We start from the raw sequence: 14,508 nt of genomic DNA, 5'->3' as shown, positions 1-14,508 counted from the left end.
CACCATGTGTGGCATCGTCGGCGTCGTTTCCCATCAACCTGTCAATCAATTGCTCTATGATGCATTGTTGCTCCTGCAACATCGCGGTCAGGACGCGGCAGGGATTGCGACCAATCACAGCAGTATGTTTTCCATGCATAAGGCCAATGGCCTCGTGCGTGACGTCTTCCGTACGCGCAACATGCGTTCGCTGCAAGGCACGACGGGCATCGGCCATTGCCGCTACCCGACGGCCGGTTCGTCGAGCGAAGAGGAAGCACAGCCGTTTTATGTGAATGCGCCGTTCGGCATCACGCTGGCGCACAATGGCAACCTGACCAACTGGGAACAGTTGAAGCTGGAAATGTTCAAGAACGACCGCCGCCACATCAATACCGATTCCGATTCGGAAGTGCTGCTCAACGTGCTGGCGCATGAAATCCAGGAAGCGACGACGGGCCTGAACCTGGACCCGGAAGCCATCTTCAAGGCTGTCACCGTGCTGAACCGCCGCGTCAAGGGCGGCTACGCCGCCGTCGCGCAAATCGCCGGCGTGGGCTTGCTGGCCTTCCGCGACCCGCACGGCATCCGTCCGCTGTGCCTGGGCATCAATGAAACGGAACAAGGTCCTGAGTACCTGATCGCTTCCGAATCCGTGGCCCTGGAAGGCATGGGCTTCCGCTTCGTGCGCGATATCGGTCCCGGCGAAGCCGTCTTCATCGATGCTGACAAGCAATTGCACAGCGCCCAGTGCGCCGACAATGCCAGCCTGAACCCGTGCGTATTCGAGTTCGTCTACCTGGCCCGTCCCGATTCCGTCATCGACGGCGCCTCCGTGTACGCCACGCGCCTGAAAATGGGCGAATACCTGGCCGAAAAGATCCGCGCCGAATTGCCTGGCGTACATATCGACGTGGTCATGCCGATTCCCGATTCCTCGCGTCCGGCCGCCATCCAGCTGGCCATGGCGCTGAACATCGAGTACCGCGAAGGCTTCATCAAGAACCGTTACATCGGCCGCACCTTCATCATGCCCGGCCAGGCGGCGCGCAAGAAATCCGTGCGCCAGAAGCTCAACGCGATCCCATCCGAATTCAAGGATAAAGTGGTGCTGCTGGTCGACGATTCCATCGTGCGCGGCACCACCAGCCGTGAAATCGTGCAGATGGCGCGCGAAGCGGGCGCGACGAAGGTCATCTTCGCTTCGGCCGCGCCACCGGTGATCTACCCGAACGTGTATGGCATCGACATGCCGACGCGCGACGAACTGATCGCCTACGGCCGCACGACGGAAGAAGTGTGCCGCGAAATCACGGCCGACTACCTCGTGTACCAGGATATCGGCGCGCTGAAACAGGCGATCGCCGACGTCAACCCGGCCCTGACCAACTTCGAGGCTTCGTGCTTCGATGGCGTGTACGTGACGGGCGACGTGTCGCAGGAATACCTGGACCGCCTGGAATATGCGCGTCACCATCCGAAGGCGGCAGCGCCCGAAGATACGCCGCGTTCCCAGCTGAACCTGAACCTGGCGACAACAGAAGCATAAGTAAGCTGCCCGGCCGATGCCGGGCATTTTTTTCTCTGCGATCATGAACGATAAAAAAAACTACGGCTTTACCACCACCATCCTGCATAACGACCGCCGCAAGGGCATCGAACATGGCTCCCTGCACAAGCCCGTGCACACTTCCGTTGCCTTTGGTTACGCCGATGCGCGCCAGCTCGCTTCCGTGTTCCAGGGCAAGGAGCCGGGTTTCCGCTATGGCCGCCAGGGCAACCCGACCGTTTCCGCGCTGGAAGACAAGGTCAACAAGATGGAAGACGGCGTGGCGACCCTGTGCTTCGCCACCGGCATGGGCGCCATCGGTGCCGTGGTGCAATCCTTGCTGCGCGCGGGCGACCATGTCGTGTCGTCGGCCTTTTTGTTTGGCAACACCAACAGCCTGTGGCAAACGGTGACGGGGCAGGGCATTGGCGTGTCGTTCGTCGACGCCACCGACGTGGCCAATGTGGCGGCCGCCATCACGCCGGCCACGCGGATTGTTTTCGTGGAAACTATTGCCAATCCGCGCACGCAGATCGCCGACCTGAAGAAGATCGGTGACTTGTGCCGCGAGAAGGGCATCCTGTACATCGTCGACAATACGATGACGACGCCATACCTGTTCCGTCCGAAAGCCGTGGGCGCGGGCCTGGTGGTCAATGCCTTGACGAAATCCATCGGCGGCCACGGCAATGCGCTGGGCGGCAGCTTGACGGATACGGGCGTGTTCGACTGGACGCAGTATCCGAACATCTTCGAGAATTACAAGAAGGCGGCGCCCGCACAGTGGGGCATCGCGCAAATCCGCGCCAAGGCCTTGCGCGACTTCGGCGCCTCTTTGGGGCCGGAAGCGGCGCACCATATCGCTGTCGGGGCGGAAACCATGGCCTTGCGCATGGACCGCACCTGTTCGAACGCCCTGGCGCTGGCGACCATGCTGGCCGCCGATCCGAGAGTGGCGGCCGTGCATTACCCGGGCCTGGCGTCGCACCCGCAGCATGCGCTGGCGACGGACTTGTTCCGCAGCTATGGCTCGCTGTTCAGCTTTGAATTGAAAGATGGCATCGACTGCTTCGATTTCCTCAATCGTCTCAATCTTGCCATTCCCGCCAGTAACCTTGGCGACACGCGCACCCTCGTCATTCCCGTCGCCCACACGATTTTCTACGAGATGGGTGCCGAGCGGCGCGCCAGCATGGGCATCGCCGAGTCGCTGATCCGTGTGTCGGTGGGTATCGAGGATGAGGTGGATCTGCTGGAAGACTTCAAGCACGCATTGGAAGAAGAATAAGGTTTCACTTTTTTGAGAAAAAGATTACATTTAAGTGTAATTAAAGCATATGTGTCTTTTTCTCAATCGGAGAGTGGGAATGAAAAAAATTGTATTTAGTGTTTTTTTATTGTTTTCTTGCGCTGTCTATGCTGATGACCTGACGGATGCGAATAAATTCCTGCAATCCAAGGCTTACCCGCAAGCCTTGGATTTGTACAAGAAACTGGCTCAGGCTGGGAATGCCGAGGCTCAATTTCATTTGGGCGAGATGTATTTGTATGGTGAAGGAGTGGCTGTCGATGCCGCGCAAGCCGGACAATGGTTTGGGCAGGCATCCAAGGCGGGCAACAAGAATGCCGAAGCCGCGCTTGCCCTTATGGCTAACCGTGTCGCGCGAAAAGGTGACATTGATTACTATGTCAACTCATATGCTGGCGAGGATGTTGCCTTGAGTAAGGTCAAGTGCGTTACCCCGGTGATTCCTGCATTCTCCCAAACCAAGCGTCAAATCAGAGATGTGGCCGATAGTGTCGATGCCTGGATGGCGTGCTATAACAGCTTTGTCAGTAATTTGAATGCTTCTTTGCCGCCTGGCAAAGCCATTCCTTCTGATATTGAATCTTTGATGAATGAGCAGGAATTTGAAAAGGCCAAGCTGCGCATGGATGCCGCCTATGCGCGGGTGAGTGCCGAGGGGCGTGAGCTGGCAAAAAATATCTTGGCGCAGCGCGATGAGTGGCACTCCAAAACAGAGGCGTATCTCTTGGCGGAGAATAAAAAAATTCAGACAGAAAATGAAATGAGTGAATTGAATCGCTCACGTACCGCGAACACGCCGCAATGGGTGACCAGTCCTTTGCCAAGCAAATAAGGCAGTCTTGCCGATGTGCTCAATGGGATGGGAATTAAGCGCTCGCAGGTATGCTGCAAGCGCTTTCCCTCTTAATGCCAACTGCGCATGAGTCCGACGGCCAAACCTTCCAATGCAAATTCATCTTCCGGCGACACGGTAATCACCTTGAAGTCGGGGTTTTCCGGCAGCAATTCGATGACGGAACCCGTCTTCTTGTAGCGCTTGACGGTGACTTCGTCGCCGATGCGGGCCACGACGATCTGGCCATTCTTGGCGCTGTCGACTTTCTTGACGGCCAATAAATCGCCATCCATGATGCCGGCGTCGCGCATGGACCAGCCGCGCACCTTCAGCAGGAAGTCAGGCTTGGCCGAAAACAGGGCCGGATCGACGTTGTAGCTCGCTTCCAGGTTTTCCTGCGCCAGGATGGGCGACCCGGCCGCTACCCGGCCGATCAGGGGCAGCGACATCAGCAGCGCTGCCGGCACCTTCGACGGCAGCGCTTCGGCGGCGGCGCCGATCAGGCGGATGCCGCGCGATGTGCCCGGTGAAATCTCGATCGCGCCCTTGCGGGCCAGAGCCTGCAAATGCTCTTCGGCCGCATTGGCCGATTTGAAACCCAGTTCATTGGCGATTTCGGCACGGGTGGGAGGAAAGCCCGTGTTTTCAATCGCGTCCTTGATCAGGTTCAGGATTTGTTCTTGTCGTGCTGTCAGCTTGATCATGAGCGGTGGGTGCATACTAAAATGCTGTCTATATGAACAGTCTGTATTTTTGTACAGTATCGTTCACTATGCAAGGGGATTTCCGTGTTTTGGGCGAATTTCGCAAGAAATACTTGTCCATGGACGGAAAGCACGGCGGCGCGCGGGCTTTTCGGGCCCATGTGGAAGGAATGATTGAAACGTTTGCAAAAGGCGGTTATAATCTTCGGCTGACCTTCCCACACCCGTCTTGACGCCGGGGTGGGCGATTATCAATCCGACCTGAAGGAGTTTGCATGCGTCATTATGAAATAGTCTTTATCGTCCATCCGGACCAAAGCGAGCAAGTGCCCGCGATGATCGAACGCTACAAAGCCAGCGTAACCACCCGCGGCGGTTCGGTTCACCGCGTGGAAGATTGGGGCCGCCGTCAAATGGCTTACTCGATCCAAAAGCTGCCTAAAGCACACTACATCTGCCTGAACATCGAATGCGACAACGAGACCCTGGTCGAGTTGGAAACAGCATTCAAATTCAATGATGCCGTGTTGCGTCACCTGACCGTTAAAATGAAGAAAGCTGAAACAGCTCCTTCGCCGATGATGAAATCGGTACAACGCGAAGACGCGGCCAAAAGCCACCGCACCGAAGCACCAGCAGCCGCTCCAGCCGCAGCAGCAGCTTAATTCTTGACCAGGATCGTGCGCTGAACCAGCTACAAGTAACCGCCATCATTGCCGAGCGCGAAATATTGCGCTATACCCCGGCAGGGCTGCCGATTGTGAATGCAGTATTGCAACACAGTTCGCAGCAGATGGAAGCAGGGATTGCCCGTTTGACCGAGTTTGATGTTGCCGCGCTAGCCGCTGGCGAAATTTCAGGCAGGTTCAGTCAGGCAAGCTTGAGCGGGGTGTATCAGTTCACGGGTTTCCTGGCCAGGAAGAGCCGCAACAGCAAGAGTTTGGTGTTTCACATCATTGATTTTAGTGCAGTCAATTCTGACTAGCGCATTTTAGATACAGGAGCCTGACATGGCATTCGGTAAAAAGTTCGACAAAAATAAGCTCAAGCTTAAAGAAAAACGCAAACAGCAAAACCCGTTGTTCAAACGCAAGAAGTTCTGCCGCTTCACCGCAGCTCACGTTGAGCAAGTCGACTACAAAGACGTCGACACGCTGAAAGACTTCGTCCAAGAAAACGGCAAGATCATGCCAGCACGCCTGACCGGTACCAAAGCGCACTACCAGCGCCAAGTTGACACCGCAATCAAGCGCGCTCGCTTCCTCGCGCTGCTGCCATACACCGATCTGCACCACGCTTAATCGGTCAGATATTCCTGGAGAAGAACTATGCAAATCATTCTGTTAGAAAAAGTTGTTAACGTCGGTAACCTCGGCGAAGTCGTCAAAGTCAAAGACGGTTACGCACGTAACTTCCTGATCCCGCAACGCCTGGCACGTCGTGCTACGGCAACCGCTGTGGCTGAATTCGAAGTCAAGCGCGCCGAACTGGAAAAAGCTGCTGCCGCTAAACTGGCCGCATCGCAAGCCCAGGGCGAAAAACTGAGCGGCCTGACCGTTCAAGTTGCTCAAAAAGCTGGTGTTGATGGCCGTCTGTTCGGTTCCGTCACCAACTTCGACATCGCTGAAGCGCTGACCAAGCAAGGTTTTGCTGTTGAAAAAGCACAAATCCGCATGCCTACCGGCCCGCTGAAGATCGTTGGCGAGCACAACGTTTCGGTTGCTCTGCACACCGACGTGGTTGTGGAAGTTGTTATCGCTGTCGTTCCAGACGCGAACGCGTAATCGTCTGCGGGCCTGGCCCGCAAGCGTTGCCGCACTATGAAAAGCCGGGTTCGCCCGGCTTTTTTGTGGCCTTTTTTTCGCTCAATTTCAGCCCTTTATTTTTGCCAGCACGCCGAAGCGGGTATAATTCGCGCCATGAACGCCCCCTCTGATCCGCAACTGGATTCCCTCCGTATTCCGCCGCATTCGATCGAAGCAGAACAATCCGTTATCGGTGGTCTGCTGCGCGACAATGCCGCATATGACCGCATCGCCGACTTCATGCATGCGGAGGATTTCTATCGCTATGACCATCGCATCATCTTCGAGCAAATCGTCAAGATGGTTAACGCTTCCAAGCCAGCCGATGTCATTACTGTTTTTGAAACCCTGACCCAGCTCGGCAAGGCCGATGATGTGGGCGGACTCGCTTACCTGAACGCCATGGCGCAAAACACGCCATCGGCCGCGAACATCCGGCGCTACGCCGAGATCGTGCGCGACCGCGGCGTGTTGCGTAAACTCATTACCGTCGCCGACGACATCTCCGGCACGGCCTTCAGCCCGCAGGGCAAGGAAGTCAAGCAGATGCTTGACGAGGCCGAATCGAAGATTTTCGCCATCGCCGAAGAGGGCGCGCGCGGCGCCCAGGGCTGGACCGCCATCCAGCCCCTGCTGACGCAGGTAGTCGAACGCATCGACGAACTGTACAGCCGCGACAACCAGAGTGAAATCACGGGCGTGCCCACCGGTTTCATCGACCTCGACCGCATGACCTCCGGTCTGCAGCCGGGCGACCTAGTGATCGTGGCGGGCCGTCCGTCGATGGGCAAGACGGCGTTTTCCGTCAACATCGGCGAAAACGTGGCCATCGACAGCGGCTTGCCCGTGGCCGTGTTCTCGATGGAGATGGGCGGCGCCCAGCTGGCCATGCGTATGCTGGGCTCCGTCGGACAGCTCGACCAGCACCGCCTGCGCACGGGCCGCCTGAACGACGAAGACTGGCCGCGCCTGACGAATGCGATCCAGAAGATGAACGACGCGCAGTTGTACATCGATGAAACGCCGGCCTTGAATTCCATCGAGTTGCGCGCCCGCTCGCGCCGTTTGTCGCGTCAATGCGGCAAGCTGGGCCTGATCATCGTCGATTACTTGCAGCTGATGTCGGCCAATACGCCGGGCGACAACCGCGCCACGGAGATTTCCGAGATTTCACGGGGCTTGAAAGGCCTGGCGAAAGAACTCGGTTGCCCCGTGATTGCGCTGTCCCAGCTGAACCGCTCGCTGGAGCAACGCCCGAACAAACGTCCTGTCATGTCCGACTTGCGTGAATCGGGCGCTATTGAGCAGGATGCCGACGTGATCCTGTTCATTTACCGCGACGAGGTGTATAACCCCGACTCGCCGGACAAGGGAACGGCCGAAATCATCATCGGTAAACAACGTAACGGTCCAATCGGCAGCATCCGCCTCACCTTCATGGGGCAGTACACCAAATTTGGCAATTACAGTGGTGGCCTGGCGCTTTACCAAGGCGACTAACACAGCAGCACTGATATTCCATTGGCCGCCCCTTCATCAAAAGGGGCGGCTTTCTGTAGTAAATAACACGACTCAATGCTTAACGGAGAATGACATGTTTGGACGCTTGATGCCCACTGAGGGCAAGTTTTTTGAATTGTTTAACCAGCACGCGGAATTGTGCGTCAAGGGCGCCAAAGAGATGCTCGGCCTGATGACCAATTTCGATGACCTGGAAAACCGCGTGCATGCGATCGAAAGCATCGAGAAACAGGCGGACAAAGTCACCTACGCCACCGTGGAAATGCTGCACAAGACCTTCATCACGCCGATCGACCGCGATGACATCCATCAGCTGATCACGCGCCAGGACGACATCCTCGACTTGCTGGAAGATGCGGCGCAAACCGTCTCGCTGTACGACCTGAAGGCCGTCACGCCGGAAGCCAAGCGCCTGGCCGAACTGGTACTGGCCTGTACCGAAAAAGTGCGCGACGCCGTCGCCATGCTGCACAACATGGATAACTCGCGCAAGATCGTCGCCATCTGCGAAGAGATCGACCGCCTGGAATCGGACGCCGACCACGTGATGCGCGCCGCCATGTCCAAGCTGTTCCGCGACGAGCCGGACGTGCGCAACCTGATCAAGCTGAAAGCGATCTACGAAATTCTGGAAACCGTGACCGACCGTTGCGAAGATGTGTCCAATATTATCGAAGGCATCATCGTCGAAAACGCGTAAGCGTTGGGCCTGTCCTGAACCAGAATCAGAAAAGAAACTACAATGACCATACAAATCAGCATCTACGTGCTAGGCCTGTTGATCGTCCTCGCACTGCTGTTTGACTTCATGAACGGCTTCCACGATGCCGCCAACGCGATCGCTACGGTGGTCTCGACGGGCGTATTGAAACCGCAGACCGCGGTTGCCATGGCCGCCACGTTCAACTTCGTCGCCATCTTCGTGTTCCACCAGCTGACCGTGGCCGCCACGGTGGGAAAGGGAACCATCGACCCGGCGGTGATCGACCAGTACGTGATCTTCGGCGCGCTGATGGGCGCCATCTTCTGGAATTTGTTTACCTGGTACTACGGGATACCTTCGTCGTCCTCGCACGCGCTGATCGGCGGTCTGGTGGGCGCCGCCGTCGCCAAGTCCGGCACGGGCGCGCTGGTCGCGGCCGGCCTGTGGAAAACGGTGGCCTTCATCGTGATCGCACCGGTGCTGGGTTTTGTGTTCGGTTCCATCATGATGCTGCTCGTGTCGTGGATCTTCGTGCGTTCGACGCCGCGCAAGGTCGACAAGTGGTTCCGCCGCCTGCAACTGGTATCGGCGGCCGCCTACAGCCTGGGCCACGGCGGCAACGATGCGCAAAAAACCATCGGCATCATCTGGATGCTGCTGATCGCCGCCGGTTACTCGAGCGCGGCCGATGCCATGCCGCCGATGTGGGTCATCATCTCGTGCTACACGGCCATCAGCTTCGGCACCCTGTTCGGTGGCTGGCGCATCGTCAAGACCATGGGCCAGAAGATCACCAAGTTGAAACCGGTCGGCGGCTTCTGCGCCGAAACGGGCGGCGCGATCACCCTGTTCGTCTCGACGGCGCTGGGTATTCCCGTGTCGACCACGCATACCATCACGGGCGCCATCGTCGGCGTCGGCTCGTCGCAAAAAATGTCGGCCGTACGCTGGGGCGTGGCGGGCAATATCGTCTGGGCCTGGATCTTCACGATTCCCGCGTCGGCCTTCGTCGCAGCAGTCGCGTGGTGGATTGGCCACCACATCATGTAATGGATAGCCAACGCCAGTAAAAAGGGAGCCTCGCGGCTCCCTTTTTTTATGCGCCGGCCAGTTCCACCGTCAGCCCTTCGTAGGCAAGGAACACTTGCAGGCCATTGAGGCGGCTGCTGTAGCGCCCCATCACGTCGGCAAACACGGCTTCGAGCTGCTCGTCGCTGCGCGTCGGTTCGTGGTGGGTGCAGTACAGGCGCCGCGCGCCGCAGCGCAGGGCCAGGTCGAAGGCGGCGTCGAAGGTGCCGTGGCCCCAGCCCTGCTTGCCCGGGTATTCCTCGCGCGTGTACGAGCAATCCATGATCAGCGCATCGACGCCGGTGACCAGCGCGTCGATGCCGGCCTGGCGCTGTGCATTGCGCGCCGCGCAGGCCGCGTGCTCGGCATGGCCGGGCGGATGCAGGTTGTAGAACGGCTCATGGTCGCCGCTGAAAAACAGCGCGGCGCCGCCGCAGTCGATGCGGTAGCCGAGATTGACGACAGGGTGGTTCATTTCCGCGCCGCGCACGCGCGCGCCACCGACCTCGACGGCTTCGCCGGGCGCCAGGGTGCGGTACTCGATGCTGGCCGCCATGGCCGCTTCGCTGACAGGAAAATAGCTGCCTTGCAGCTGCACCGCCATCACGTGCTCGATGCCGCGTCCGCTGATGGCGTCAAAGGCGCCATGCAGACGCATGCGGTTGCCGGCCACGAACAGGGGCGAAAACATGGGCAGGCCGTGGATGTGGTCCCAGTGGCTGTGCGTGATGAAGACGTGCGCGTCGACGGGCTCGCCCGGCGGCAGTTGCTGCGCCAGCGAGAAGATGCCGCTGCCCGCATCGAGGATGATCAGGCTATCGTTGTCGGTGCGTACTTCGATGCACGTGGTGTTGCCGCCATAGCGCGCCGTGCGCGGGCCGGGAGAGGGGATGGAGCCGCGCACGCCCCTGAACGTGAATTTCATTCAGTACCTTGTTACGGTGTAATTATTGTTGATTCTATTCTAATTAATGAGGTTGGCGGCAACATTTATGCGTGTTGCAATACGGCAAGTTATTTCATTTTGTTGCAACTAAGTAATGTACAGTGCGCAGGGTGGCCGTTACACTGGCGCTTGCCGACTTCCCCTTTTTTGCTTGCCCATTACCTGATTGCCACCAACATGCCTCAGTTGCACCCTGAGAAAATCGCCCACAGACTGGAGCAATTGACCGAACTCAGTGTCGCGCTTGGCCATGGCCTGGGCGGCGAAGGGCACGATATCGGCGCGCTGTTGCAGCGCATCGTGCTGCTGGCAAAAAGCATGAGCGGCGCCGATGGCGCCACCCTGTACCGGCCCATGGCCGAGGGCCGCCAGCTGGCGTTCGACATCAGCGTCAACGACAGCCTGGGCATCGCGCAGGGCGCCGACATGGGTTTGCCTGGCGTGCCCCTGTTCGACGAGGCGGGCCAGCCCAACCTGGCGTCGGTGGCCGCGTATGCGGCGAACCTGCGCCGCAGCGTGAACATCGCCGACGTATACCGCGACGAGGGCTTCAATTTTTCCGGCATGCGCGACTTCGACCGCCACCACGGCTACCACACGCAATCGATCCTGACGGTGCCCATGAGCGACCATGAGGGCGATCTGATCGGCGTGCTGCAGCTGGTCAATGCCAAGGATGGCGACACGGGCCAGGTGCGCGCCTTTTCCTCCACCGACCAGCGCTTCATCGAGGCGCTGGCCGCGCAGGCGGGTGTGGCGCTGACGAATCAGCTGCTCATTTCGCAGCTGGAAGAGCTGCTCGAATCGCTCGTTACCCTGATCAATATCGGCATCGATGAAAAATCGCCGTACACGGGCCGCCACTGCCAGTTCGTGCCCGAGCTGACGATGCTGCTGGCCGACGCCGCGCACGCCACGCAAACGGGGCCGCTGGCTGATTTCCGGCTCAGCGACAACGAGCGCAAGCAGCTGTGGCTGGCCGGTTTGCTGCACGACTGCGGCAAGATCACCACGCCCGTGCACGTGGTCGACAAGGCTACCAAGCTGGAAACCATTTTTGATCGCATCGCCCTGATCGACACGCGCTACGAAGTGCTGCTGCGCGACGCCGAGATCGCGGCCTTGCGCCAGCAGGCGGCGCAGCCGCAGCAGGCGGATGCCATCGTCCGCGCGCTGGAGCTGGAACAGGCGGCGCTGCGCGCAGAGCGCGACTTCATCCGCACGGTCAACGTCGGCGGCGAGAGCATGGCGCAAGCCGACCAGGAGCGCGTGCGGCAGATCGCCAGGCGCCGCTGGCGCGCGGCCGACGGCGAACTGCGCGATTTCCTCGACGCCGACGAGACGGAAAACCTGACCATCCGCGCCGGCACCCTGACGGCGGCCGAGCGGGCCATCGTCAACAACCATATCAGCGTGTCGATCCGCATGCTCGAAGCGCTGCCGTGGCCCAAGCATCTGCAAAAAGTGCCGGAATACGCGGGCGGCCACCATGAGCGCATGGATGGCAAGGGTTATCCGCGCGGGCTGACGAAAGAGCAGATGTCGGTGCCGGCGCGGCTGATGGCGATTGCCGACATTTTCGAGGCGCTGACTGCGCGCGACCGGCCCTATAAAAAGGGCAAGCCGCTGTCCGAATCCCTGCGCATCCTTGGCAACTTCAGCCTGAACGGGCATATCGACCCGGAGCTGTTCGACGTTTTCATCCGCAGCAAAGTCTATCTGACCTTCGCTGAAAAGCACATGCATCCGAGCCAGATCGATGCCGTCGACGAGGCGGCCATTCCGGGCTATACCCCTTGAAGCTGTCGCTGGCCTTGCGCAAGCATGGGGCGCGGTCGCTGCTGGGCATACTGCTGACCTTGGCGGCGGCCGTCCTGTGCCTGGCCGGCAACGACACTGTCGCGCGGCTGGACGCCATGCTGGGCGACTGGCGCATGCGTCTTGAGGCGCCGCAGCTGGACCGCCGCATCGTCATCGTCGACATCGACGAGCAAAGTCTGGCCCGGGTGGGCCGCTTCCCCTGGAGCCGCGACATCCAGGCGCGCCTGGTGCGCCAGCTCACCGGCCATTACGGTGTGGCCGCGCTGGGCTTTGATATCTCGTTTCCCGAAGCGGACACCAGTTCCGGCTACGCCGTGCTGCAAGGCCTGGCGCGGGGTGAACTGGCGGGCGTGGCCGGCTTGCCGGCGCAGCTGGAAAAACTGCGCCCGGCGATGGATTACGATGGCCTGTTCGCCGAGGCCATGCGCGACCAGCCCGTGGTGCTGGGCTACAGCGTGTCAGAGCAGCAAAGAAAGGGCGTGCTGCCCAAACCGGCCTTCACCGTGGCCGATTTGAACGGGCGCAGCGTCACGGCCTACGTGGCGCGCGGCTACGAAGCCAATATCGCGCCCCTGCAGGCGGCCGCGCAGGGTGCGGGCATCTTCACGGCGCTGACCGATGCCGATGGCGTGGTGCGCTCCTCGACCCTGTTGCAGCGCATCGGCGACGGCTATTATCCGTCGCTGTCGCTGGCCACGGTGGCCGTCTACCTGCAGGCGCGCGCCATCGCCCCGCGTTTCACGGGCACGGCCGATACCCTGTCGACGCGCGAACTGGCCAGCGGCGGACTCGAACACATCATGTTGTTTACGCCGCGCGGCGCGCTGGCGATCCCCGTGGGCGAAGCCTTGACCACCACGGTGCAGTACCGCGGCGCGGGCGGCCCCGATGGCGGCGCCTTCCGTTACGTCTCGGCGTCCGACGTGCTGGCCGGCACGGTGCCGCCCGCGCTGCTCAAGAGCGCCCTCGTGCTGGTGGGGACCACGGCGCCCGGCTTGAACGATATCCGCGCCACGCCCGTGAATGCCGAGTATCCGGGGGTGGAAGTGCACGCCAACCTGATCAAGTCCATGCTCGACGGGCGCTTCAAGGCGCGGCCCGACTATGCGCTGGCATTCGAACTGGTGCAGATCGTGCTGTTTGGCCTGCTGCTGGCGGGCGCCCTGGCCGTGCTGCCGCCGGCCGGCGTGATGCTGGCGACCGTGGGCGCGCTGGCGGCCGTCATTGCCATCAACCTATACCTGTACGCCGTGCACGACCTGGTGCTGGGCGGCGCCGTGCTGCTGTTGCTGATCGTCGCGCTGTTTATCGCCAACCTGGCGTGGGGCTATTTTTTCGAGGTGCGCAAGGGACGCGCGCTGGTGGCCCGTTTCGGCGAATATGTGGCGCCCGAACTGGTGGCCGAGATGGCCGACGATCCGCAGCGCTACACCATGGAGGGGGAGAACCGCGAACTGACGGTGCTGTTTGCCGACGTGCGCGGTTTCACGGCCATCTCCGAGCAGCTGGCGCCGGCCGCGCTGCGCGAATACATCAACGAATACCTGACGGCCATGTCGGAAGATATCCGCGACAGCCATGGCGGCACCCTCGATAAATACATCGGCGACGCCGTGATGGCGTTCTGGGGCGCGCCCGTCGCCTTTGGCGATCACGCCAGCCGGGCCGTGGCCAGCGCCCTGCTGATGCAGGGCAGCGCGGCGCGGCTGAACCAGCAGTTTTGCGCACACGGCTGGCCGGCGCTGCGCATCGGCATCGGCCTCAATACGGGACCCATGCATGTGGGCGACATGGGTTCGCGTATCCGTCGCGCCTATACCGTCATGGGCGACAGCGTCAACCTGGCAGCGCGCCTGGAAGGCGCCAGCAAGCTGTATGGCGTGGGCATCGTGGTGGGCGAGGCCACGCGCGGGGCCGCCGCCGCATTCCTGTACCGCGAGCTGGATCGGGTCAGAGTGCAGGGCAAGCAGGAAGCGGTGGCCATCTTCGAGCCGCGCGGCCCGCTGGCTGATGCTACGGCCGCGGAACTGGCGCAGCTGGAACGCTGGCACGCGGTGCTGGCCCTGTTGCGCGCGCGCGACTGGGCGGCGGCTGGCGCGCAGCTGGCCCGCTTGCAGGCGGACTTTCCCGATGACGGCTTGTACCGGCTGTACGCGGCGCGCCTGGAGCGCTATCGCAGCCAGCCGCCGCCAGCCGACTGGGATGGCGTGACAGAATTGCACAGTAAATAAGGCTGCCGGCGCGCCGGAAAATGCCCGTTATTGCGGC

General features: G+C 60.5%; 14 protein-coding genes. 12 read left to right on the top strand and 2 right to left on the bottom strand.

Annotated elements, in window-relative coordinates:
• The first annotated feature begins 4 nt into the window (after window positions 1–4).
• The 3 genes from purF (at window position 5) to VPH40_RS09190 (ending at window position 3,669) form a co-directional block, all read left to right on the top strand.
• Window positions 5–1,528, top strand: a complete 1,524-nt coding sequence (gene purF, locus VPH40_RS09200; RefSeq protein ID WP_034783451.1) for an amidophosphoribosyltransferase — start codon at window positions 5–7, stop codon at window positions 1,526–1,528.
• A gap of 43 nt (window positions 1,529–1,571) precedes the next feature.
• Window positions 1,572–2,816, top strand: coding sequence for a cystathionine gamma-synthase family protein (locus tag VPH40_RS09195; RefSeq protein ID WP_099668412.1), 1,245 nt, complete (start codon window positions 1,572–1,574; stop codon window positions 2,814–2,816).
• A gap of 79 nt (window positions 2,817–2,895) precedes the next feature.
• Window positions 2,896–3,669, top strand: coding sequence for a tetratricopeptide repeat protein (locus VPH40_RS09190; RefSeq protein ID WP_251350437.1), 774 nt, complete (start codon window positions 2,896–2,898; stop codon window positions 3,667–3,669).
• 71 nt (window positions 3,670–3,740) lie between these two features.
• On the opposite strand, the gene lexA is transcribed toward VPH40_RS09190, so the two are convergent.
• Complete coding sequence (gene lexA / locus VPH40_RS09185) at window positions 3,741–4,376, bottom strand: transcriptional repressor LexA (RefSeq protein ID WP_034783454.1); 636 nt, start codon at window positions 4,374–4,376, stop codon at window positions 3,741–3,743.
• A gap of 275 nt (window positions 4,377–4,651) precedes the next feature.
• On the opposite strand from lexA, the gene rpsF reads away from it, so the two are divergent.
• The 7 genes from rpsF to VPH40_RS09150 all read left to right on the top strand — a co-directional run bounded on the left by rpsF (window position 4,652) and on the right by VPH40_RS09150 (window position 9,455).
• Window positions 4,652–5,041, top strand: coding sequence for a 30S ribosomal protein S6 (gene rpsF, locus VPH40_RS09180; RefSeq protein WP_034750499.1), 390 nt, complete (start codon window positions 4,652–4,654; stop codon window positions 5,039–5,041).
• 20 nt (window positions 5,042–5,061) lie between these two features.
• The gene (priB, locus tag VPH40_RS09175; protein WP_099388737.1) at window positions 5,062–5,361 is read left to right on the top strand and encodes a primosomal replication protein N; all 300 of its coding nucleotides are present in this window, start codon (window positions 5,062–5,064) and stop codon (window positions 5,359–5,361) included.
• A gap of 25 nt (window positions 5,362–5,386) precedes the next feature.
• Window positions 5,387–5,677 (top strand): 30S ribosomal protein S18, encoded by a 291-nt coding sequence (gene rpsR / locus VPH40_RS09170; RefSeq protein ID WP_010400024.1) that lies wholly within the window; start codon window positions 5,387–5,389, stop codon window positions 5,675–5,677.
• Between the two features lie 27 nt (window positions 5,678–5,704).
• A complete protein-coding gene (gene rplI, locus VPH40_RS09165) occupies window positions 5,705–6,160 on the top strand; it encodes a 50S ribosomal protein L9 (RefSeq protein WP_034783456.1) in 456 nt (151 codons plus the stop codon).
• A 135-nt stretch (window positions 6,161–6,295) separates the two neighbouring features.
• On the top strand, window positions 6,296–7,681 hold the full coding sequence (locus VPH40_RS09160; protein WP_034750488.1) for a replicative DNA helicase: 1,386 nt from the start codon (window positions 6,296–6,298) through the stop codon (window positions 7,679–7,681).
• Window positions 7,682–7,775: 94 nt separating this feature from the next.
• Window positions 7,776–8,402, top strand: coding sequence for a DUF47 domain-containing protein (locus VPH40_RS09155; RefSeq protein WP_010400015.1), 627 nt, complete (start codon window positions 7,776–7,778; stop codon window positions 8,400–8,402).
• Between the two features lie 42 nt (window positions 8,403–8,444).
• Window positions 8,445–9,455 carry an inorganic phosphate transporter gene (locus VPH40_RS09150; protein ID WP_034783457.1) on the top strand — a complete coding sequence of 337 codons (1,011 nt, stop codon included), beginning with the start codon at window positions 8,445–8,447 and terminating at the stop codon, window positions 9,453–9,455.
• A gap of 46 nt (window positions 9,456–9,501) precedes the next feature.
• Here the strand turns inward: VPH40_RS09150 and VPH40_RS09145 are convergent, their stop codons facing one another.
• Complete coding sequence (locus tag VPH40_RS09145; protein WP_328573257.1) at window positions 9,502–10,398, bottom strand: MBL fold metallo-hydrolase; 897 nt, start codon at window positions 10,396–10,398, stop codon at window positions 9,502–9,504.
• A gap of 198 nt (window positions 10,399–10,596) precedes the next feature.
• Here VPH40_RS09145 and VPH40_RS09140 point away from each other — a divergent pair, with 198 nt between their 5' ends.
• The gene (locus VPH40_RS09140; protein WP_328573256.1) at window positions 10,597–12,219 is read left to right on the top strand and encodes a GAF and HD-GYP domain-containing protein; all 1,623 of its coding nucleotides are present in this window, start codon (window positions 10,597–10,599) and stop codon (window positions 12,217–12,219) included.
• A complete protein-coding gene (locus VPH40_RS09135; RefSeq protein WP_328573255.1) occupies window positions 12,216–14,471 on the top strand; it encodes a CHASE2 domain-containing protein in 2,256 nt (751 codons plus the stop codon). Before VPH40_RS09140 ends, VPH40_RS09135 begins: the two co-directional genes overlap by 4 nt.
• Window positions 14,472–14,508 lie beyond the last annotated feature (37 nt).

Origin of the sequence: Janthinobacterium sp. P210005 (genome assembly GCF_036231865.1) — a bacterium.
Classification (GTDB): Bacteria; Pseudomonadota; Gammaproteobacteria; order Burkholderiales; family Burkholderiaceae_D; genus Janthinobacterium; species Janthinobacterium kumbetense.
Note: the sequence above shows the minus strand (reverse complement) of the source record. Positions and strands in the feature narration are given on the sequence as shown.